The organism is Rossellomorea oryzaecorticis (genome assembly GCF_038405515.1).
Classification (GTDB): domain Bacteria; phylum Bacillota; class Bacilli; order Bacillales; family Bacillaceae_B; genus Rossellomorea; species Rossellomorea oryzaecorticis_A.
This window is the reverse complement of record NZ_JBBYAF010000003.1, coordinates 72,842-92,402: the sequence shown is the minus strand read 5'-3', so window position 1 is coordinate 92,402 and position 19,561 is coordinate 72,842. Positions and strand designations below refer to the sequence as shown.

Here is a 19,561-nt window from a genome sequence, read left to right as displayed (position 1 = left end):
CAACAAAAACTAACATGCTATCATAGTAATTGTCAATTGGAGGAGATTTTATGGAATTAAAAGATTGTATGAACTTCTTACTTAGTGTAAGCCAGAATAAAGTGTTCAAATATTTCAGCAAGCTCTTAGAGGAACACGGTGTAACCCCCGCTCAATATGGTATATTGAACTGTTTATGGAAAGAAGGACAATTATCTCCTAAACAAATTGGATCAATGGTTTACTTGGAAGCCCCTACTATATCGGGGATATTAGACAAAATGCAAAAAGCTGATCTGATCGAACGTTCGGTAGATCCAAACAGTCGTAGAAATGTTTTAGTAACGGCCACCCCAAAATCATATGAGTTGAGAGAAAAAATTGAATCAGCAACCACTACCATGAATAATAAGGTACTTCAAAACTTATCAGAAAGCGAAAAAGACGGACTAAAAAAAGCTTTAGAAACCATAATTAGTACTGATTTCTAATTTTCATACGAGAACCGTCCCTTTGCTCACACCAAATGATACACAACATCACGGGGTTCCCAGCAACAAGATTTTCCAATAAGTTTGTTGTTAAATGAGAATAGTGGATTGTATGATCAATTTTGGGGAATTTGATAGACTTAAGAACGGTGCCTACCCACGTTTCACGATGAACCCAATCGGGCTGGGTTTTTTTATGAAGAGCTGCATAATAAAAGAAAAAAGTAGAGTGGGAACCGTCCCCACTCTACTCTGGCTTCTAACTACCCAACAAATACTTCTTCAAATCCTCCTTCACCTCATCCGCCGCAAATGAGGCTTCCACGCTGTTCTTATAGATATCCCTGTAATCTTCATCGCTCATATCAAACTGATTCCAGACAACATTAAATTCCTTCGTCATCGTTGTATCGGATACCGTTCTGTTGTCAGTATTGATGGTTATTTTTATTCCCTCCCTGTGGAATTCATATAGGGGATGATCACGAAATTGGGAAACCGCTTTGGTCTGCACATTACTGGTCGGGCAGATCTCCAGCACGATTTGTTTATCCTTCACAACCCGATAGGCTTCTTCACAGTCTTTTATATATACACCGTGGCCGATTCTTTCAGCCCCCAGCCATTCAACAGCCTCGAGCACATTTCTTCCGATTCCCGTTTCACCTGCGTGGATCGTGACTCTGTAGCCATATTCCCTGGCGAGCGAGATGGGTTCAATGAATTTCGCGCAGAACCCTTCCTCTTCGGAAGCACATAAGTCAATCGCGACGACTCCTTTTCCAAGGAAGATCTTACCCTTTTCAACGACCTCAAATGCACGTTCGGAAGGCATCGTTCTCATACAAGACAAAATGATATTCCCTTTGATATCAAATTGTTCTTCTGCTTCTTTCATCCCCTCGATCACACTTCCTATGATTTCTTCGACCGTTAATCCCTGACGAGTGTGAAGCAACGGCGCAAACCGGACCTCCATATATTTCACATGCTCGTTTGCAGCGTCTTCAAAAAGCTCAAAGGTAATTCTCTTTAAATTTTCTTTTGTCTGCATAACGGCATTAGGAATCGAGAATTTTTCTAAGTATTCATCCAATGATTCGCAGTCTAAAGGAGCAATGAGCTCTTCTTTCATCTCTTCTATTACAAAAGAAGGGATATGGATGCCATCTCTCTTTGCGATATCTATGATGGTCTCTGGTCGAACACTCCCATCCAAATGGCAGTGCAGTTCAATTTTTGGCATTACTGAAATATTCATTAGTGGACCTCCTCCACCGTACCGGGGGTCTGGCCCCACAACACCGACCGAATCTATTTTTTCCTTCTAATAATAATCACTGTAGTCAAAACAATAAGGAGTAAAAACATACCGCTAGCCATTTGCCCTCCACCTTTCCGAACGTGTTTTGATACCAACGAACATAAGGAATCACTTTGGGTTGATTGTGACCTTGAGTGTCCGGTTCATTACAAAATGTCAGGAACGGCACATTGTCCCAACCTTTGATGCTCATCTCAAGTTTCTTTCGTGATATGGCGGAAGACCAATGGAGCGAACAGTGATAGGAGCAGAACGATTAATGTGATCCACCACCCGATTGAGTTGAAGGTGTCGTCGGGGATGATAAATGTGTAGCCCAAATAGGATAGGAACAAAACGCCTTGAAGCAACTTCAATGCTTTGGCATCAGCTTCATTTTTTTCGGCGACAAGTCTTTCATCCGTTTCGGATAGGATTACGTTAGGGTTCTTTTTTATTTTCATCAGTTTAAGGAAAGAAGCTAGGGCTGCACTTAGAGGAATAAGCGATAAAGCGAGCAGGGCTTTATTGTTCGTGAAAGGTACTTCCTTTATGTCGATAATAAACCATGCGACAAGAAGGACCAAGCTTACAAGCATAAGTACACCGATGGTTATCTTTGTTTCCTTTACAACTTTTTCAACACTCATCGTCATTCCTCCCAAAATAAATCGTTCAACGTTTTATTTAGAGCTTTGCAAATGGCCGTACACAATTTCAGACTCGGGTTATAGTTTCCTGCCTCGATCAGATTGATCGTCTGCCTGGTGACGCCAACGATGCTTGCTAACTTTTCTTGAGATACATCCGCTTCCACTCGCGCCATCTTCATTTTTCGGTTTTTCAAAAAATTCCCTCCTCACTTACAGTATATTCAAAATACTTTAAATATGTCAATTATATCTTACATATTGTCATGTATTTCAAACAACGAGCGCGATGACGGGTCTTGTGCTTCCCCACTTTACACGGTGAATCCGGCTAAGCAACGTCCTTTATAGGGATGAGTCCAAAAAAATAGAGCAGGTATAAACCCACTCTACTTCAGTATCTAATAGAGATCTACGACACCTTCACTTATGATCCATCATTATACTCCTCGCCGCATAATACCCGCTGAGAGCCGAAGATAACGTTCCCGGCCCCGGAAAGACCTGTTCGCCGGCAATGTACAGCTGCGGCAGTGGAGACCGGACACTTTTCGGCTTGGTGATGGCATTTCGAACGGTCAGCGGAAAGCCTCCGACGGTCCTTTTTCCGATATAGTACTCATATGTCAGGGGAGTGCCCGCTTCTGCAAACAGCAGGTTCTCTTTTACCGGAATGACCTTCCCGATCTCCGCGAGAATCTCTTCTGTCACCTGCTCCTTGATTCGCTGGTACTCATCCTCTGTATATCCCGACCAGCTCTCTAATTTAGTATGCAGCGAGACCGTCATCATCACTTCCCCTTCAACCAACTCACCTTTCGGGTCAACAGAATGATTGAAGGTGACATAAACTGGTCCATGGGTGTTTGCCCTAAGAGAGGGAGAATCCAGACTCGGAACGATTTGATAAGCGAAAGGTAATGTCATTTCCTTTAACGACTCGCTCAACCTTTTTCTAGACAAAATGGCATCGACTCTAAAGGCTCCCCAGGAAAAATCGTCCTCGCTCACATAGCTCGTTCCCTCCCCAAAGGAGATGCCTGAATTGTTGATAACAAAGTCGAAGGAAGACGTACATTTACGACTGGCCACCCTCCATTGTTTCCGGCTTTCTTCATATACAAGGCTTTCAACCGGTGACACTTTCACAATTTCGCCGCCGAGTTCTTTAATGCGGTATGCTAGTACTTTTCCCAGCTGGCCCATACCGTTTTCTATAAAGAAACTGCCTCTTCGATAAATCGTCAGAGCCAGACTTGATGGAAGCAAGGCTGCCTCCCTGACATCCGTCTGCACTGCATCAAGAAGCTGTGCGTTCAGCAGTTGACGCAGTGGTTCATACGAGTCAAGATGATACTTCCTCATGAAATCTTCAACTGTATACAGCGCATATCGTGCCAGGCGGGCCATCGATCTTGGATGCTGTACAGCGTGACGAGGCAATCTTCCCAAGTCATATCGTTTTCTGACGGGCAAAGAAACCCTGCTTTCTGTCACAGCAAGGACATCATCACTTATTCGTTGAAGAGCCTCCCAGAACCTTACCACATCCCCTCTTCTCGGATGAAAAGCTTCCTTCAGTTCCTGTGCCCACAAATCTGGACTTTTAACGATCGAAACCTTCCCTTCCGGCAAAATGACATCCATGGGGTGAAGCAGTTCTTCCGCAGGTAGGTCGATATCTAGCTCGCTCAACAAAGTTCTCAACAAGCCCTTTTCCTCTAAGCCAAACGTAATCGTTGCGCCTGTCGGAAACTTCCGTCCTTTCCGAACATACCACCCCGCTGAACCTCCAACGGTCGCGGCCTTCTCAAGGACCGTCACCTTATACCCTTCTTTCGCCAAATAGGCAGCCGCCGTCAATCCCCCCACACCCGCACCAATAATACAAACCGACTTAGACAAGGAATAACCTCCGCTCCTTGCTTCCCGTAAGCAATGTTCGTTGTAGTTGCCATCATTATACCCTTAATAGACCTGAGAAGATAAGAATGGAGGTGTCGCGATGTACTGACTTTCGTTAAATGGGGGCTTCTCCCCTTCAACACTTTATGAGGACTAAGCCATAAACGAAAAGCTATTTCACTGACAAACCCAATGTAAAGTCAGCGAAGAAAGCCCGACTGACCAAAGGTACATTCATCACTGCAAGACCGGCAACAAAAAAGCCCTATTTGTCAGAGAATACAAAAAAGAAAAAGGCAACATTCATTCACCTTTCGTCTTTCTTGGGACAGCGAATAAATTAAGCACTCTGGGAACAAGCCAATGAGTTTTGTTTGGGAGCTTGACGAGAAAATGCCTTCTTATTTGTTGCCTCGGGCTAATAAGAATATATTGTAACATCATATAAAAAGGTTAGACACCATAAAAATACCTTCTAATAAAGGGATCCTACTGGGGTCTAACCTCTATAAAACAGGATAGGAATTCACTATATTATTATTTAGTAGCTAGCATTATTAATGAAATTTAAAAATAGTTATTCTACAGCATCCTCGGATATTTCCCCTAACTTTATCTCGTATTCATGAGGAGGGAGAATTTCATCAATTTTTTCTGGAGGGAAATGTTGCATAATATAATAGAAAACTGAATCTACTACATATAACCTTTTATCATAATAGGTAAAAACCTTCGGGAAAATATCTTTATCAACTTGCAAATCATCTATATGATTGAGAACAGATGTTAAAGATCCCTGATTTAAACTTGTTTTCAAAGGATGTATCTCGTTGATTTTCTCAAATAAGTATTGAAAAGGAAAACCCTTTCTCAGTACTTCTACACTTGAATTCATAACAACTACCATTATATAGTAATACAATTGTAATTTCCTTCTTCTTCCGCCACCTGCAATATCCTGAATCTTTTTAAAGTACATTTCACTATAGTTTTTCCAATAGTTTAAGTTACATTCCCTTGCTAACTCCAAGTTATCTAAAACTATGTGATCAGTCACAGTTTTTTTAATCTCGTTCATCCTACAGTAATCAAATAATAAAGCCTGATAAACGGCTACAATACCACTTGATGTGCTGATGAAATAATCAACTATTTCATCGGAAATACCTATATTAAGTTCATGACAACCCTTTTGTTGAATTTCACGTAAATTCTCCACAGACCATTTAGTAGCATCAATATAATCAATTCGTTGTGACAATTCTCCATTAAATTTCTCAAAGTAGCCTGAACTTATCTTTGTTCCAATAATAATAAAACGCAAACCACTTTGATAAAACATCTTTAAATCATAAGCTAAGAGATATTGCTCAATAAGATTTAGATAGTGAAAATCATCTAGGACTATAAATTCCACACCGGCCTTTTTCAATTCATCTGCAAGTCTCACACTCACAGTTGATGGAATAGGAGGCTTCACTATTTCAGTAGTTATTTCTTTTTCACTCAGCTCACCAGATAGTTTTGATTTAAGGAATTGCAGAAAGTTAGCCTGAATTTCGCCAGTTAACCTAGAACCTTCTTCAATACTTCTGCTAAGGCTATCGGTTAATTCAATATTCGCCTTATAAAGTATTTGTGTATATATCTCTGATAGACTTACCCCTTTGGTACAGTCAACTACCACTACATCTTTATTTTCAGGGATGTATTTTTTTCTTAAATGACTTTTACCAACTTTCGTTTCCCCAAAAACCACTAAATGATGATCGGTTAATACTAGTTTATCTTCAAATTCATTATCTATTTCAGGACGCAATACATAACTTTTCAAGATATTTTTTGAAACACCAAATACATCCTTCAATGAAACTGTAACTGTCATTATAAACCTCCTAATTTTCTATTTTTAGAGTGCCCCTACCACTAGCAAGTTAATATATTACTAGAGGATGGCAATACTGTTTATATAGGGTATAGAATTACCAATTATATACAAAATTAAATAAGTCTCTTAAACGAGGAAAGTTTTCAAGCTTACTTTCTTCAGCTAAAAGCTCATTAACCCTTTTCCAAGTTGAGAATGGTTTATCTTTTGCAGGTACTACTACGCCTTGCTCCCAAAGCAAATGTTCTAAGGTATCTTCTACTAAAAATATTTGGTTTCCATTTGCAGAAACTCTAATTTTTTCATTAGCCTTAAAAGGATCAATTGCATGACAACCTTCTAGTTCATCATCACTTCTGTCCTTTCTATCACAATCATGGACTATTCTAAAAGGAATTCCGAACGCACAGAGCAATTTAGCATACGGTACAATCGTCCATTTCCCACCACACGAAACAATCGTTGTATTATTATATACTTCTTCCGAAACATCAAAATACTCATGTAGTTTTAAAGCATGATTGAAAAGCGCAAGCTCTGTATCTCCCTCCACCAAAATGACTCTTTTAGCAAAAAAAGCTTGGTTAACTGTAGGATGGAAATCCAAGGAAGCTCTAAGTGCATTTTTCTCTTCTCTTGCTGTTCCACTTTCAATAAACGGATCTACGCGAAGTTGATTTCTAAATGGCGATTCGGCTGAAGAATTTCTGTTTAAAATTACTAGTGATTGAGGGTTATCCACTACATCGATTAAGAAGGGAGAGTGAGTACTAATGACCACCTGCCAGCTCTCCTTGTTTGAAATACTTTTTAGAGCATTTTTTAACCTTCCCATTAAGTGAGGGTGCAAATAGAGCTCAGGCTCTTCAAATAATAAAATTGTGGATTTTACATTTTGGTCGGAATTAGAAACCCGATTGGCAAGAACTTCAATAAGAGCAAAGACCAGTGATCGTTGAGAGCCGTGTCCCTGTCTACCAATAGTTGTCTCCGTCCCATCATCCATTAATAATGTTGTATTTGACCCAACAAATTTATTAGTATCAGGAGTCGACATGGTTATCTTTACCTTTGATTCAATAATTGATGACATTCTTGTGGTTATCTCTTGTGTCAACTCTTTGATAATTGGGACTTCTTCTCCCGCTTCACCAGACAACGTTTTGGAGAGTGTCTCGACACTTTCAATTAAATTTTTATATTCATCCATTCCTTGAATAGCAGGGAGTATAATTTGTCCTAACAGAGCTCCGAAGATAGTGGTATTGGAAGTTTTAATTTCATCGGCGGCATCTTTTACAGCGGGAATGACTACTGCATTAGGGAGCGCTTGTTTTAAAGCTGGAGCTATGCTAATGTTTTCAGAAGTCCAATCTTCCCCCATTAAAATAGCTAAATCTGTTCTTTCTTGTGTCACTTTCTCTTCTACCTTTGTTCTATTTGCCTTAGTTCTCCATTGTGTTCCATTATTAATTCCTAATTCCTCTGCAATATCTTTTATTTCAGAACTTAAATCTGGCCAACGTTCTGACCATCCTTGAATCTCATATTGTTTAATAAATGCTTCATAACTGGTTTCGGCTTTTCCATCAGGATTAATTTTCGCTCTAACTCTTAGCTTGATCTTTCCATCATTAACTAAACCTGCTACACCGGGAGTGTTCCGCTCCCAATCTTCAAGGTGCTCAAATAAACCCTCTATTACTATTTCCTGATCTTCACAACCTTTTTTCCATTCATCGATACTTGGTTTTACTTGATTTAAAAAAATCTCTATAGCCCTAATAATTGTAGATTTCCCACAGTTATTTGGACCTATGAGACTAGTAAAATCATATAAATTAATATTAATGTCTTCTATGCTACGAAAATTCTTGATCCTTATATATTTTAATTGCATAATTTCCCCCTCAATTAAGGATTTATATTAATTAGAATCAAAAAGAATAAAGATTTTTACCTAATACTATTAAATCAGTAATCGACATATTTTTACATATAAACATCAAATTATTCCTAAAAGAATATTTTTTCACAAATACGCTTATAAGATTCTAACTGGTAGAGTAATAAACAGTTATTTCTCATTAGAGTTATAGTCAATGTGACACCCCGTATTTGTCGAATTTCGTGCGAGGGACTTTTTAGAGATTGAAAATGAATAGAACATGGGCATTATTGGGAAATTTCATGGTAATATTAAAGAAACAGACAATGAGGTTAAGAGAATGAACGAACTTATTGTAGAAAAGAAAGATTTCAGCCATGAGCATCTCACTCACGTAAAAACAGTACACTTAAACAACTATCCAATCGTATATATTCTTTACAACCATAACAAAAAGCCCTCTGTCTATATAGACAAACGGTTCAAGCTGCTCAGCGGTTGAAGAATCATTTAGAAGATAAGAGGCGTAAGAACTTAAATTGTTCGATCTTGATTGATCATGAGAAGTTTAATCAGTCGGCGACCTATTATATCGAGTCTAATCTTATTAACTTCTTTATTGCCGATAATCGCTATCATCTGCAGAATGTGAGACAGACGAATTCCAGGGAAATGCATAACTATTATGAGAAGCCTTTTTATAATGAGGAGGTTTTTCAAGAGATTTGGGAGAAACTCAGGAATCACCGGGACGGTTCTCATCCTACTTTTTGTATAGCGAGAAAAGTAGAGCGGGAACAAACCCCACTCTCCACTACCTTCCATGATGAGCAATTTTCCCAATAAAAAGATGAAAAGCAGAGTGGGAACCGTTCCCACTCTGCCTTGTGCTTCGGAAGCAAGAGAGCCGTCCCCATACTGCACGGTAATACTCTATACTTCGATATCCTCCACCTCTTCAAACTCAACGTCAATAATCTCAGGAAATTCTTTACGCAGCTCATAATATTCTTCTTTGACTTCCTCTTCTGTCATGACAAGGATTTCTGATAACGTTACGGCCAATCTTTTACCCATGGGTCTCATTGTGGTATAAGTAATGGAGCCAGATATTACTCCCCCTACAACGGGGATTGCTTTAGAAAGACCCTTGGCAAATGTCTCTTTGGTGAGCTTTACCCCTATATATCCGGCAATCTTCTTAATAATCGGGTAGTAAATTGTTTTCGTTAATGCTTTTTGAGGCAGCTTTTTCAATACCTGCTTAGATAGGCTTGAGGACAGGAATTTAATTGCTGAAGTGGAGCCCCCCACTCCAAACATGACACCTAAGAAAACGATGATTTTATCCCGTGCTCTCTCTGTATCCAGGTGTTCCTCCAACCATAAGTCGTGATGTCCATATAAATACGCCAATTCTTGTGCGAGCCTCATGGCTATCCCGTAGAATTGAATGACGTCCCCGGGGATCGTCCCTGCCATTGCAATTCCTCCCGGAAGCCCGGCCCCAAATGAGATGGATGTACTGGTCAACGTTCTTTTATGAATGATCGACTTCGCAATGTTATCAATTTCCTTTCTGGTTACCCCTGCACCATATGGCCCCTTCTCTACAATCTCCTTTAGCTGGGCCGCATCTTTTCGTTTAGAGAACACGCTCGTTAAAAAATCTCCCCTGGAAACCTTCACCCCAGGCAAGCTTAGAGATTTTTCAATAATTAATTCTAGTTTGTTAGTTGCAGTCATTTAGTACACTCCTAAAAAAAATAATTTCACGCTCATTATAAATCAAACCGTTTACAGTTCATTCCCCCCTCGAGAACCAACCATCCCCCTTTTCCCTTCTACAATAGCGATAAAGAGAATATAACTGATTCCTTGCGGGGGGTGCCATTTACATAAACCCAGAAAACCATATCCCCAAAGTAGTCCCTACATAGTTCCCAATAATATACCCCAACGTCCCCACAACAAGAATCGGCCCAATCAAATCCTTCCACCCTTTCGCAATCGCCATGGCTGCAGCTGTTGTCGGGCCGCCGACATTGGCATTGCTGGCCAGAAGGATTTCTTCAAGGTCATATTTCAACAGTTTTCCTGCCGTCAGTGACACGGCCATATTCACGACTACAATAATGAATACAAACACGAGAAGCAGCGGAGCATTTTGAACGATGAGCGGGATCGATGCCGGAATGCCGATCACCACAAAGAACAAGTAAATGAGAAACGTACCGATTTCCTGGCTTCCGTTAATTGTTTCAAAATATCTTGGAAACAGTGCAAGTGCCAGGAATGTCAATGTCGTTAACATTAAGTACTGGTCGCCGAACAATCCATTCATTAAATTTAAAAAGAAAGACGTATCCTCCCCGGAAGGAATCACCCCGTCCAGGAATGCTGCGATTTTAAACGAAACCATCACGAGCAGGAAGGCAGTTCCGACAGACAACGCAATATCCTTCAGGGATATATCCTTTCGTTCCCAAAAGCTTTCTGCGAGTGTCTTGCCCTCTTCTCTGATTCCTCCGCTTTCCACTTTTTCCACGTGTGGTGCTGTAAAGCGTCTTCTAAAAAAGTTCATGGCCGGAATCATCATCAGCACGATGAAATAAATGGCCATCATTAAATTGTCTGCGACCACTGCGGAAGAAACCATTTCTCCAGGCGCTTCGAATTTTGCTGCCATGGCTGCAAAGTTGACCCCGCCTCCAATATAAGATGCACTAAGCATGGCGCCGATTTTATCAAGGACTGGTATATGATCCTTCAATATAAAGAAACTCATGATCACCCCTGCAACCGTACCGATCGAGCTGATCATGAAAATAATCAGCAGCCGTCCGCTTTCCTGCCAAATCCTTTTAAAATTCACATGAAAAAGCAGCAGCGGAATCGCGAGCGGAATGATAAATGTCCAGACGGCATCATAAACCGGCGACGCTGTAGGAATAATCCCGGTATTTGATAGAATAATAGCACCTATCAGCGCAACAATCGCACCAGAAATCTTCGCCGCCCAACTGTAGCGCTGTTCTATGTAGATGCTTGCTGAAGCCCATACTACGATAATGCCCCAGAGCGTTACATAATCATCTGCTTTAATAAGTGTATTCTCCAAAACGTTTCCTCCTTTTTACAGTTTTTTGCACTATTAATATATTACCTATATTAGGTTGAAAATTCAAAATATTCAAGCGAGGACGTACTAGGGCTAACTGCTTCTTGAGTAAAAAGAAGCTAGCCCTAGTTCGTATCTTTACTTATAATTGAAAATCTCTTTTTATCGGAACCGTCCCCCCTCTACTCCTAAAGCACATTCCACGTGAGAACAATCCCTATACCTCCCTTTCTAAAAAAATCCCTACTATTAAACCAGTATTTATCTTAAAATAGAACTACTGTGCATCCAACCCGGGACAATGTACCTTACCCCTGTCCCGCAAAGAGAGGTGAAATGATGAAAAGAAAGATTAGTTTGTTGATATTTTATGTGATTCAAGTTATTTTTTCACTGTTGATTGCAGCGTCGATTGTGCTGGGGTTTTTCAGCAGCTTTTACTATTTTTTTGTTGTAGCCGCGCTGCCTGTTGTCTGGCTTGTACTAGATATCATTCTATTGAACTCCATCCGGCGTCTTTGGGGCCTGCATCTGGTGATCGGACTGACGATAGCCTATGTGGTGTTCAGGTATTCCGTCAGCATTTTCTTTATGATGGGCGCCAAGACCCTTCCATTTTAAACTTCAAACTCAAACCGGATTGGAGGTAAACCATGATTAAATCACCATTATTATTAGCAGCATCATTCGTTCTGTTTCTCATTTCGTTCCTCTTGAGATTCCCCTTTACCTCTCTCAAAGCACCTGAAATGGAGATCATTCTGACGAGACATCTCAACCTGGCCTTTCATCTCTCCATCCTTTCACATGTATTGATGATTGCAAGTGTGACCGTGCTCTGGTTCGCTCTGAAAAAATTCCAATTGCTCACCGTGACCATCGCTTTTGTCTTTGTCCTGTCCTCCCCGGCACTAGCCGTGGACTTCTATCAGCAATTCATGGCAAAAGGGGTTGAAAAGGTAAACTATATCTCGGACGATAGCGTATGTATGTTTGACGTCCCGGACTGGGATAACCCGAGGACCATGACCGCCGAATGCGAAATGACCTTTGAGAACACCGGCAATGACAATCTGACATTCACTTACAGCTTCGATGAGAACAACTATAAACCTGTCCCTTTCCTTAACCAGGAGGCACCGTTCCACGCTGAACTAAAAGCAAAAGAAAAGAAAACCATCCGCTTCAGCACCATGATCGAAGCTCCCGAGGGAGCCGACGGCCACATCGGAGGCGTCCAAGGGCCGCGCATTATTTTGTATACGAAGAATGAATCGAAGTAAAAAACAAGGGGACAGGTACCCTGGTCTTTAAACCGCAGTTCCTGTCCCCCTGGTTTCCTGTAATCACGGGGACGGTTCTTATGCTTCGGAAGCAAGAGAACCGTCCCCGTGCTGCCCTTCCATATTTTTATAGGATTCCACAAAAATAAGAAATACCCTTTTATTATGTATAAATTTATAATGGTGTCATTACTCTTTTAACTAACTTCAATTTTTCCTCCTTACCACTTAGTCCAAAAAACAGAAAAAAGATCCGGAAAGTATCCGAATCTTTATCACATATAAACACTATCCTTAATAACCTTAAACGCCTGTGCAGGATGTTTTTGTAAAACGTCTAATGAAACAGTATTTAACAATTCATCATTCTGCAAAACTTCAATTCGCTTGCTCACTGAATTAAATAACACCTCAACATGTCCAATCTGATAAGCTTGAACCTTCCTAGCCCGATCAACCGATGTATCATCTAAACTAGTCAACACTTTACTAGATAGCCGCCTCAACATCCGCCACAACTTAATCTCCTCACCCGACTTCATAAACAACTCCGGGAGCTCCTCAGCCTGCTCAAGCAAAGCCATCGTCGTCAACATATGAGACTGAATCCCATAACCAACCGGGCGAATCCCACGCTTCAGCTTCCGCCAACTCTCAACTTCAAATCTCACTCGCGTTCCTTGAATCTTCAGATCATGGACACGTCCATAAAACTCGATTCCATTAGCAACTCCAGTTTGAGCACTCACGTCACTAGTCACATACAACGCCACATACTCAGAACTTTGCCAACCTTTCCGCAGCACTGCAGAATCCAACTCAAAATAACCAAACTTCTTATATTCGTGATACATCTGAGCATCATTCACCGTACCAACTAGCACTTTCTCATCAAGCGACGACTCCCAATGAGTCCATGCTCCAGTCGGCAAGACACCTTCCTCCTGCAGATCCTCAGGATTACTCTCAACAAGCCGGTCTACTAAACGCTCAACCAGAACGGTGGAATTCGGCAGGAACGGCAGCCCGCCAATATTCACTTCATCAATACTCTTATAAAAGGGATGCTCCAAATAAGTCTGCTCTTCATTCCACGGAAACAACACATAAGAGCCAAAGGAATACCGCTCATAACTGTCACGCTGATGATGCTTCTTCACCAGCGCATCCCGGTAGCGGTGCATCGTATTAATATCCTCCTCAAGTGGACCGACCTTCTCAGCAGTACCTGTCCCAAATCCGAAATCAATCCGATACTTCGCATCAAACACATAATGATATCGGTTATGCGAATGCTTCTTCTCAACCTCAAGCATTATATCTGGCTTCTGCGTCACCGTAGGCAGCTTCCCTTCTCTCTTCTGAAAAGAAAGAACAATCCGCTCACCCGTCTGAGGATGAGTAAATACCTGCTTTGCATTTGATGTCTGATCTAGATCAACAAACAAGGTTCCATGGCGAATGGCCACAACATCCTGGTACTCTGATACATAGTTTTTCCTCAGGATCTGTCCCATCTTTAAGTACGTCCAATACTCATAAAGAGTGGCCACGTCCTTCACAGACATCTTAAACAGCTCGCCTTCTAACGCCAGTCCTCTTGTCACCACTAAATAGATCTTATAAGCATCCCTGTACCCGATCTTCCGTTGAATCACCATACTCGTCACCGTTCGATCAATGGAGCTGATACTCTTCCAAAACGGCTTGTTCATAAAAGTCTTTAACTTCTTCTGCATGGACATGATGTTACCCAGCAGCTCTTCATCAACTGCTCTTTCATACCTGCCAGACTGGCTGGCAACCTTCTTAGCCATATCCGCTAACTTGTGACTTAGCCGCTCCATCATCCACTTTACAAACCGATTCTCTAGCGTGTCGTAGGTAATGGTTTTGCGGGTATTTAAGCCTTTCACTGGAAACACAGGCTTATCATGCAGGACCATCCCATTTTCCGTTTCTATAAACAAGCGAGGGTTACGGCGTAAATGCTTTCTCCCCTTGTTATCCAGCTTCTTGATCCGCTCACCTCGTACCATCTGATGCTCCGTCAGCAGTTGATGATGCGGCTGCTCCTCAATTCGCTGGATCGATTTGATAAAACTCTCAAAATAAAACTCAATCAACCGGTAAAACTCAGTTAAAGAAGGATTCTCTGACAAATGATTTGATGCCCCTAAAAACGTCTTCTTAATAAAGTGAAACGCCAGATTATAGACCTCATCATTCACCTCTTCAAGCAGTTTACGGTAATCATCCTTATAACTTAACTTCGTTGGGAAAATTTCAAGTGTAACATCAATTAACGTCTTCCCGTTATGCTTCACCTGAAAGCTCGTGAATCCGACCTCATTCATGAACTGCAAGTTCCCCATGAGAATCGGATTCTTCCCTCTCCCCACAGGCTCAACAGCACTCCTTAGCCCTGGATGCTCATGATAAAAAGACACTTTCTTATCAGTCTTAGGTGAAATGACGATCTGATAAGTGCCATTCTCAAAGAAAATAGGAGAATAAGAATGTCCATCTTCAACTTCAAGCGAATCAGTCTCCACATCATAAAATTCAACTGAATCTATATTCTCCCCGCTCACCTTAAACCTCATAGCCTCTTTCTCAATAACAGAGTGCTTTCGATACTGTGACAGATTCTCAAAGCGGGCATTATACGGCATCCCCTTAATATAAAGCGACAAATCCTCCGTCTCGATGTACAGAAGCTCTTTCGTCTCCGATCCACTCATACTTAACTACCCCAGAAAGAAGTAAAGCCGTCATGCATAATTTTTGGTATCATATTAGATAGTTTCCTAGCTGATTTCGAAAAACGAGCCTCTTTTACAATTGCCTCTACATCTTCCTCCGTCCACTCATGTCTCGTACAGAATCGGAACAACTTCTTCAATGCATCTTCCGTTTTCAGATCATTCCCGGTTAACCGCGGAAGCACCTTCTGAAGCAGCTGATAATCAAACGCCTCATCAAACGACATCAATTGCCCCTCATCGTTATAAATCATATAAAAACAAACCTCATCTCGAACCCTGTAACCAAAATGAGCCTTTATCGGTTCTAAAATTGAATTCACTTCAACTAGCAAACTAGTAACCTTTTTAACCAAATCTTCATGATCAAAATAAGCATCCTTCAAATTCAGAAATCTTCCAGCCACTTGCTTATTTGAAATAGACAATGGTTCAGCATCCGTATCTTTACTCAAGAAACCAAAGTGATCCAGAACCACCTCATTGTATTCAATCGTATTGGCGCGGTCTAAAACCTTCGGACTGAACGGATGAGTCGTTTCATCCATATTAACCGTCCCAATGATAAATAGATTGTCTCTCATCAGTAATCGGCCAACTTCCGTCTCCTCAACCACGGGAGCAGAAACCAACTCTCCATCCTTTCGGTCACGACTTTCCATCACACTAAGCAGATCACTAAAATAGTACTCCACTCTAGCTAGATTCATCTCATCTAATAGAACAAAATACGGCTTATTCCGGTTCTCCGGTTTATTCGCCTCTATTAATACCTTTGTGAATGGTCCTGCTTGAAATTCTCCTTTAATGTCACGGTACCCAATTAGATCTGATCCGTCGCTCCAATCTGGCCGGACAGGGATTAACGCGAATTGTCCGTTATCTGCGGTTGCTCTTAAACTTTCAGCAAAGAGTTGGACGATTTTAGTTTTTCCGGTTCCTGAGATGCCTGAGAGAATAACAAAAGGCTTTGTCTTTAGAGAAAGATATAAATTATTTATATCTCTCCGTTCATAATAAAATCCTTTAGTAGAAATATAAGAATGGATATGATCAACCAATTCGCTGTCATTCCTAAACTCGACTGCGGTTTCCTCAACTTCCGACAACAAATCCTCTGTATTGACTTGTGTTTTAGAATAAACAATGTATCTCTCATAATAGGAAATCATACTCTCTAAATCTTCAACAAGCTCTCTTTCAGAGGGCATTGCGTCTTTTTTATATTCAATGTAAGCAGCAGTTGATAGAGCATACCCCTTTGCTTTACTTGACTCCCCTAGGTATAAATCATTATCCTTCTTAACTGAAGCCCTCATTTCAACGTGATCACGTATTTCTTGCTTACGCTTCAACATCTCTTCCTTTGTTGTTTCTGTTACTCCCTGGGCTAACGTTAAATAAAGTCTACTCATATCTTCACTGAATAAATAAACAATATAATAGCCTCTTTGAGTGGAAGTTGTAATTTCTTTATTCATAATCGCAATCCAAGGAACAGATGCCCAGTTCCCTTGCCCTACAGAACCCGTAACAACATATTGATCATTCAAACAAGACAGCTTTTGAAATTCTTTAGGGACCTCATTTCTTACATAAGGGCCCAGCTGATTCCCTCCAAAAGGTTGGGTCTTCGCTGAAACATAATTATTCATAATATATAAGAGTTTTTCACGTATTGACGTATTCACAGCAGGGTGCTCCTTTAGTGTATTGACCTTAATATTTGGAGTGTACTCTTCATCAATCAAATCTACATATTGAAGCCATTTGAGAAGATTCGTCGTTCTTTCTTTCGCAACACTATCCACCATTAGATTATCCCCAAGGGAGTTTCTTACGATTAGTTTCCCTAGCTCAATCAAGGCTCTCTTTTTCTCATTTGGTGTATGACCTTCTAATAAACCCAATATTTCAAGTGCAATTCTAAAATACTGTTTATGTACAATTTGTTCTCTTAATAGTTCAATCTTATTGAAAGATTGTATGTATTTATTAATGAGTTCCTCATTTTGTTGTTGATCCTTATCTAGGAAACCTAGCAACCTTAAGTCCTGTCGCGCTCTTGACTTGATTCGATACTCATTACCTTCTAGTTGTTCACTTAATCTTTCGGGTTGATAGGTACCCTCAATGATCTCCTCTAAAAAGATCTTTACTTTGTGGATCTGCTCATTCGGCAAATCATCTGTTTTAAACTCAATGAACGAAATCGCTGTCTTTTGTCCCTTTTCTACTACCTTTACAAAAGGAAGCTTTGAGAAAAAAGACATAATAAAAGAAGTTCTCCCCTTTGTTCTAATAAAGTCCTCTTTAAAAGCTACCCGCTTAGAAGAAAATTCTGCCCAAGCTTGTTGTATAAACTCGAATGAAATTAACTCAAGAGAAGTCGTCTTTTCTCCACGCCTAAACTTCTCCAATGATGAATCCGTTTCTACATAGATCCCTTTTCCATCAACTTTTCTAATGTAATTCCTCTTCTTTAACGATAAAGTTTCTATCATTTTTGTTTGTTCTGCCAATGCTTTTATGATTTCTATTAACATAGTTGTCTCCTAAATAGTCATTTTCTATAGTTTATCACAATTATTTCCATGTAATAATATAGCCTTCTAGCAGTATGCAAAGAAGGCTAAAGAAAAAATATTTATTATGCAACCCATTTCAATCAACAAACATACTACTTACAAGCAGTACGTTACGAAAGTATCAGTTTGTCGAAGTAGTGGTTCAATTCATCTTTATTATCTCTTATATAAATCCCACTAATTTCATCATCATGAATAATGAAATTGTACAATTTCCTAATACAATCATCTAATTCTTCCGATACCTGAATCTGTTTTTCTAAACTTCTAAATTTTCTAGGAAGTTTATCACCATGAACATTAGATGACCTAATTGTATAAGCGTTTTTTATAAACTTATATATTTTTTCACGTGTAGAAAAATCCTCACCTAAGATTCTCGCTATTCTTTCAGAGATCTTATGGCTTATTTCTTGACTGTCAGTTGAAAATAACGTTTCCAAGGCTGTACAGTACGAAGATATTCTATTAGGTAAGAATGCTTGATTTCGTGCAGACTGAAGAAAATATATAAATCTTTCAATTCTATTCGCTTTTGTCGTTACAATATTTACTGTTTCTGAATGTTCAAGATTTGCAGTAGTTTCATCATAGAAAGTGTTATGGATACTTACCCCTTCTAGCAACTCATCATAAGAAAATGTGGTACTGGCAGTTCCACCATGTGAATTAAAAAAATAAGAGGTTCTAGCATTTGAAGATACAGAGGTAGCTTTGGCATCAAATCTTCTTTCGTCATATACATATATAAATCCTAATTCAGTTCTTACACTATTATCTTTTACTCCCCATAACGCTGTCCCTAAAGTTTGAGTTAAACGCATATAATAATTTAGAAGTTCTAACCTCTCTTTTTCTCTAACTACTTCCGCTTCTATATCATAATCTCCTTCTACATAGACATAAGGTCCGTTAAGTAAATCATGGTATTCTATATCTCCAATAGCTCTTTGAAAATAACTATCTCCTATTCTTTCTATTCTCTCTCTATTTGTTGAGAGTCTTAGGTTCTCTATAATCTTTATTCCCCTATTTAAAGTTCTATTTACTTCAAAACCATAAATTCTAGCTACAAAAAAATATTTCACATTACTCACCTCACGTATTGGACGTCATAATACTAGATTTCAAATGAATTTCACATTCAAATAACTTTCTAACCTTATAAGTAATCTTTCCTTTTATCACAACTGCCATGTGAAAAAATAGCCTTCTAGCAATACTACAAAACTATATTCCAAATCGAATGTAAACCCCATTTCCTATCTATTTTCTCTTTTTTTTCCATAATAATTATTTTGAAAAACTAATCCAATCTATCCTCTACCTCAATCAAAAAAATCTTTTCTTCAAACCCGCCGCGCTTCTCAGCTTTTTCCTTACGTACCTTCTCCACTTCTTCGATAGAGAAGCCATGATGCTTGGCCAAAGCATGGATAATCTCTAATAGATCTGCCAGCTCCTCCACCGCTTCTCCATTCGTTTCAGCTGCACAATATTCGTCTAGTTCTTCGTAGCTTTTTTCTTTTAAGTATTTTATGTAATTTTGATCATTAAGTATTTCTGTTGAAAATTCCTTCCCCGTCTTTTCAATGATTTGTGGGATTTTATCTCTGACTAGTTTGTTGTAGGTGGGCATGATAGTGACCTCCTAGTATTTGTATTATCTATAATTCTACCATTTATAAAGGTTTAGACGT

Annotated in this window: 17 protein-coding genes and 1 pseudogene; 6 read left to right on the top strand and 12 right to left on the bottom strand. The window is 39.8% G+C overall.

Going from position 1 to position 19,561, the window contains the following annotated elements; translation table 11 throughout:
* Nucleotides 1–50 precede the first annotated feature (50 nt).
* Nucleotides 51–470 carry a MarR family transcriptional regulator gene (locus AAEO50_RS02460; RefSeq protein ID WP_341980048.1) on the top strand — a complete coding sequence of 140 codons (420 nt, stop codon included), beginning with the start codon at nucleotides 51–53 and terminating at the stop codon, nucleotides 468–470.
* A gap of 259 nt (nucleotides 471–729) precedes the next feature.
* Here AAEO50_RS02460 and add read toward each other — a convergent pair whose 3' ends face one another.
* The 4 genes from add to AAEO50_RS02440 form a co-directional block, all read right to left on the bottom strand.
* Nucleotides 730–1,731 (bottom strand): adenosine deaminase, encoded by a 1,002-nt coding sequence (gene add, locus AAEO50_RS02455; protein WP_341980046.1) that lies wholly within the window; start codon nucleotides 1,729–1,731, stop codon nucleotides 730–732.
* A gap of 257 nt (nucleotides 1,732–1,988) precedes the next feature.
* Nucleotides 1,989–2,423 carry a hypothetical protein gene (locus AAEO50_RS02450; protein ID WP_341980043.1) on the bottom strand — a complete coding sequence of 145 codons (435 nt, stop codon included), beginning with the start codon at nucleotides 2,421–2,423 and terminating at the stop codon, nucleotides 1,989–1,991.
* Nucleotides 2,424–2,425: 2 nt separating this feature from the next.
* The gene (locus AAEO50_RS02445) at nucleotides 2,426–2,620 is read right to left on the bottom strand and encodes a helix-turn-helix transcriptional regulator (protein ID WP_224874922.1); all 195 of its coding nucleotides are present in this window, start codon (nucleotides 2,618–2,620) and stop codon (nucleotides 2,426–2,428) included.
* Nucleotides 2,621–2,846: 226 nt separating this feature from the next.
* Nucleotides 2,847–4,328: an NAD(P)/FAD-dependent oxidoreductase gene (locus tag AAEO50_RS02440; RefSeq protein WP_341980039.1), complete on the bottom strand. Its 1,482-nt coding sequence runs from the start codon at nucleotides 4,326–4,328 to the stop codon at nucleotides 2,847–2,849.
* 127 nt (nucleotides 4,329–4,455) lie between these two features.
* Between AAEO50_RS02440 and AAEO50_RS02435 the strand changes: the two are divergent.
* A pseudogene (locus tag AAEO50_RS02435) lies at nucleotides 4,456–4,766 on the top strand (DUF3427 domain-containing protein); the annotation flags it as partial.
* Between the two features lie 139 nt (nucleotides 4,767–4,905).
* Here the strand turns inward: AAEO50_RS02435 and AAEO50_RS02430 are convergent.
* Complete coding sequence (locus AAEO50_RS02430) at nucleotides 4,906–6,213, bottom strand: ATP-binding protein (RefSeq protein ID WP_341980037.1); 1,308 nt, start codon at nucleotides 6,211–6,213, stop codon at nucleotides 4,906–4,908.
* A gap of 97 nt (nucleotides 6,214–6,310) precedes the next feature.
* The gene (locus tag AAEO50_RS02425) at nucleotides 6,311–8,116 is read right to left on the bottom strand and encodes an ATP-dependent endonuclease (RefSeq protein ID WP_341980035.1); all 1,806 of its coding nucleotides are present in this window, start codon (nucleotides 8,114–8,116) and stop codon (nucleotides 6,311–6,313) included.
* Between the two features lie 268 nt (nucleotides 8,117–8,384).
* Here AAEO50_RS02425 and AAEO50_RS02420 point away from each other — a divergent pair, with 268 nt between their 5' ends.
* Both AAEO50_RS02420 and AAEO50_RS02415 read left to right on the top strand, forming a co-directional pair.
* Nucleotides 8,385–8,606, top strand: coding sequence for a hypothetical protein (locus AAEO50_RS02420; protein WP_341980033.1), 222 nt, complete (start codon nucleotides 8,385–8,387; stop codon nucleotides 8,604–8,606).
* On the top strand, nucleotides 8,603–8,950 hold the full coding sequence (locus tag AAEO50_RS02415; protein ID WP_341980031.1) for a hypothetical protein: 348 nt from the start codon (nucleotides 8,603–8,605) through the stop codon (nucleotides 8,948–8,950). Before AAEO50_RS02420 ends, AAEO50_RS02415 begins: the two co-directional genes overlap by 4 nt.
* 87 nt (nucleotides 8,951–9,037) lie before the next feature.
* On the opposite strand, the gene AAEO50_RS02410 is transcribed toward AAEO50_RS02415, so the two are convergent.
* Together AAEO50_RS02410 and AAEO50_RS02405 are read right to left on the bottom strand one after the other, a co-directional pair.
* Entirely contained in the window at nucleotides 9,038–9,850 is an 813-nt protein-coding gene (locus tag AAEO50_RS02410) for a bacteriochlorophyll 4-vinyl reductase (RefSeq protein ID WP_341980029.1), read from the bottom strand.
* Nucleotides 9,851–9,998: 148 nt separating this feature from the next.
* Nucleotides 9,999–11,225, bottom strand: a complete 1,227-nt coding sequence (locus AAEO50_RS02405) for a DUF819 domain-containing protein (protein WP_341980027.1) — start codon at nucleotides 11,223–11,225, stop codon at nucleotides 9,999–10,001.
* 339 nt (nucleotides 11,226–11,564) lie between these two features.
* On the opposite strand from AAEO50_RS02405, the gene AAEO50_RS02400 reads away from it, so the two are divergent.
* On the top strand, nucleotides 11,565–11,846 hold the full coding sequence (locus AAEO50_RS02400; RefSeq protein WP_341980024.1) for a hypothetical protein: 282 nt from the start codon (nucleotides 11,565–11,567) through the stop codon (nucleotides 11,844–11,846).
* A 32-nt stretch (nucleotides 11,847–11,878) separates the two neighbouring features.
* Nucleotides 11,879–12,508 carry a hypothetical protein gene (locus AAEO50_RS02395; protein WP_341980023.1) on the top strand — a complete coding sequence of 210 codons (630 nt, stop codon included), beginning with the start codon at nucleotides 11,879–11,881 and terminating at the stop codon, nucleotides 12,506–12,508.
* Nucleotides 12,509–12,783: 275 nt separating this feature from the next.
* On the opposite strand, the gene AAEO50_RS02390 is transcribed toward AAEO50_RS02395, so the two are convergent.
* The 4 genes from AAEO50_RS02390 to AAEO50_RS02375 form a co-directional block, all read right to left on the bottom strand.
* Nucleotides 12,784–15,252, bottom strand: a complete 2,469-nt coding sequence (locus AAEO50_RS02390) for a restriction endonuclease-like protein (RefSeq protein WP_341980021.1) — start codon at nucleotides 15,250–15,252, stop codon at nucleotides 12,784–12,786.
* A gap of 2 nt (nucleotides 15,253–15,254) precedes the next feature.
* Complete coding sequence (locus AAEO50_RS02385; RefSeq protein ID WP_341980019.1) at nucleotides 15,255–17,819, bottom strand: MrcB family domain-containing protein; 2,565 nt, start codon at nucleotides 17,817–17,819, stop codon at nucleotides 15,255–15,257.
* Between the two features lie 152 nt (nucleotides 17,820–17,971).
* A complete protein-coding gene (locus tag AAEO50_RS02380) occupies nucleotides 17,972–18,949 on the bottom strand; it encodes a hypothetical protein (RefSeq protein WP_341980017.1) in 978 nt (325 codons plus the stop codon).
* Nucleotides 18,950–19,167: 218 nt separating this feature from the next.
* Complete coding sequence (locus AAEO50_RS02375; RefSeq protein ID WP_341980015.1) at nucleotides 19,168–19,500, bottom strand: nucleoside triphosphate pyrophosphohydrolase; 333 nt, start codon at nucleotides 19,498–19,500, stop codon at nucleotides 19,168–19,170.
* Between the last annotated feature and the right edge of the window lie 61 nt (nucleotides 19,501–19,561).

What these genes read in the sequence shown, in the direction of transcription:
- AAEO50_RS02385 (WP_341980019.1), bottom strand. Translation starts at nt 17,819, where the DNA reads ATGTTAATAGAAATCATAAAAGCATTGGCAGAACAAACAAAAATGATA.
- AAEO50_RS02425 (WP_341980035.1), bottom strand. Translation starts at nt 8,116, where the DNA reads ATGCAATTAAAATATATAAGGATCAAGAATTTTCGTAGCATAGAAGAC.
- add (WP_341980046.1), bottom strand. Translation starts at nt 1,731, where the DNA reads ATGAATATTTCAGTAATGCCAAAAATTGAACTGCACTGCCATTTGGAT.
- AAEO50_RS02420 (WP_341980033.1), top strand. Translation starts at nt 8,385, where the DNA reads ATGGGCATTATTGGGAAATTTCATGGTAATATTAAAGAAACAGACAAT.
- AAEO50_RS02400 (WP_341980024.1), top strand. Translation starts at nt 11,565, where the DNA reads ATGAAAAGAAAGATTAGTTTGTTGATATTTTATGTGATTCAAGTTATT.
- AAEO50_RS02375 (WP_341980015.1), bottom strand. Translation starts at nt 19,500, where the DNA reads ATGCCCACCTACAACAAACTAGTCAGAGATAAAATCCCACAAATCATT.
- AAEO50_RS02460 (WP_341980048.1), top strand. Translation starts at nt 51, where the DNA reads ATGGAATTAAAAGATTGTATGAACTTCTTACTTAGTGTAAGCCAGAAT.
- AAEO50_RS02430 (WP_341980037.1), bottom strand. Translation starts at nt 6,213, where the DNA reads ATGACAGTTACAGTTTCATTGAAGGATGTATTTGGTGTTTCAAAAAAT.
- AAEO50_RS02410 (WP_341980029.1), bottom strand. Translation starts at nt 9,850, where the DNA reads ATGACTGCAACTAACAAACTAGAATTAATTATTGAAAAATCTCTAAGC.
- AAEO50_RS02450 (WP_341980043.1), bottom strand. Translation starts at nt 2,423, where the DNA reads ATGAGTGTTGAAAAAGTTGTAAAGGAAACAAAGATAACCATCGGTGTA.
- AAEO50_RS02395 (WP_341980023.1), top strand. Translation starts at nt 11,879, where the DNA reads ATGATTAAATCACCATTATTATTAGCAGCATCATTCGTTCTGTTTCTC.
- AAEO50_RS02390 (WP_341980021.1), bottom strand. Translation starts at nt 15,252, where the DNA reads ATGAGTGGATCGGAGACGAAAGAGCTTCTGTACATCGAGACGGAGGAT.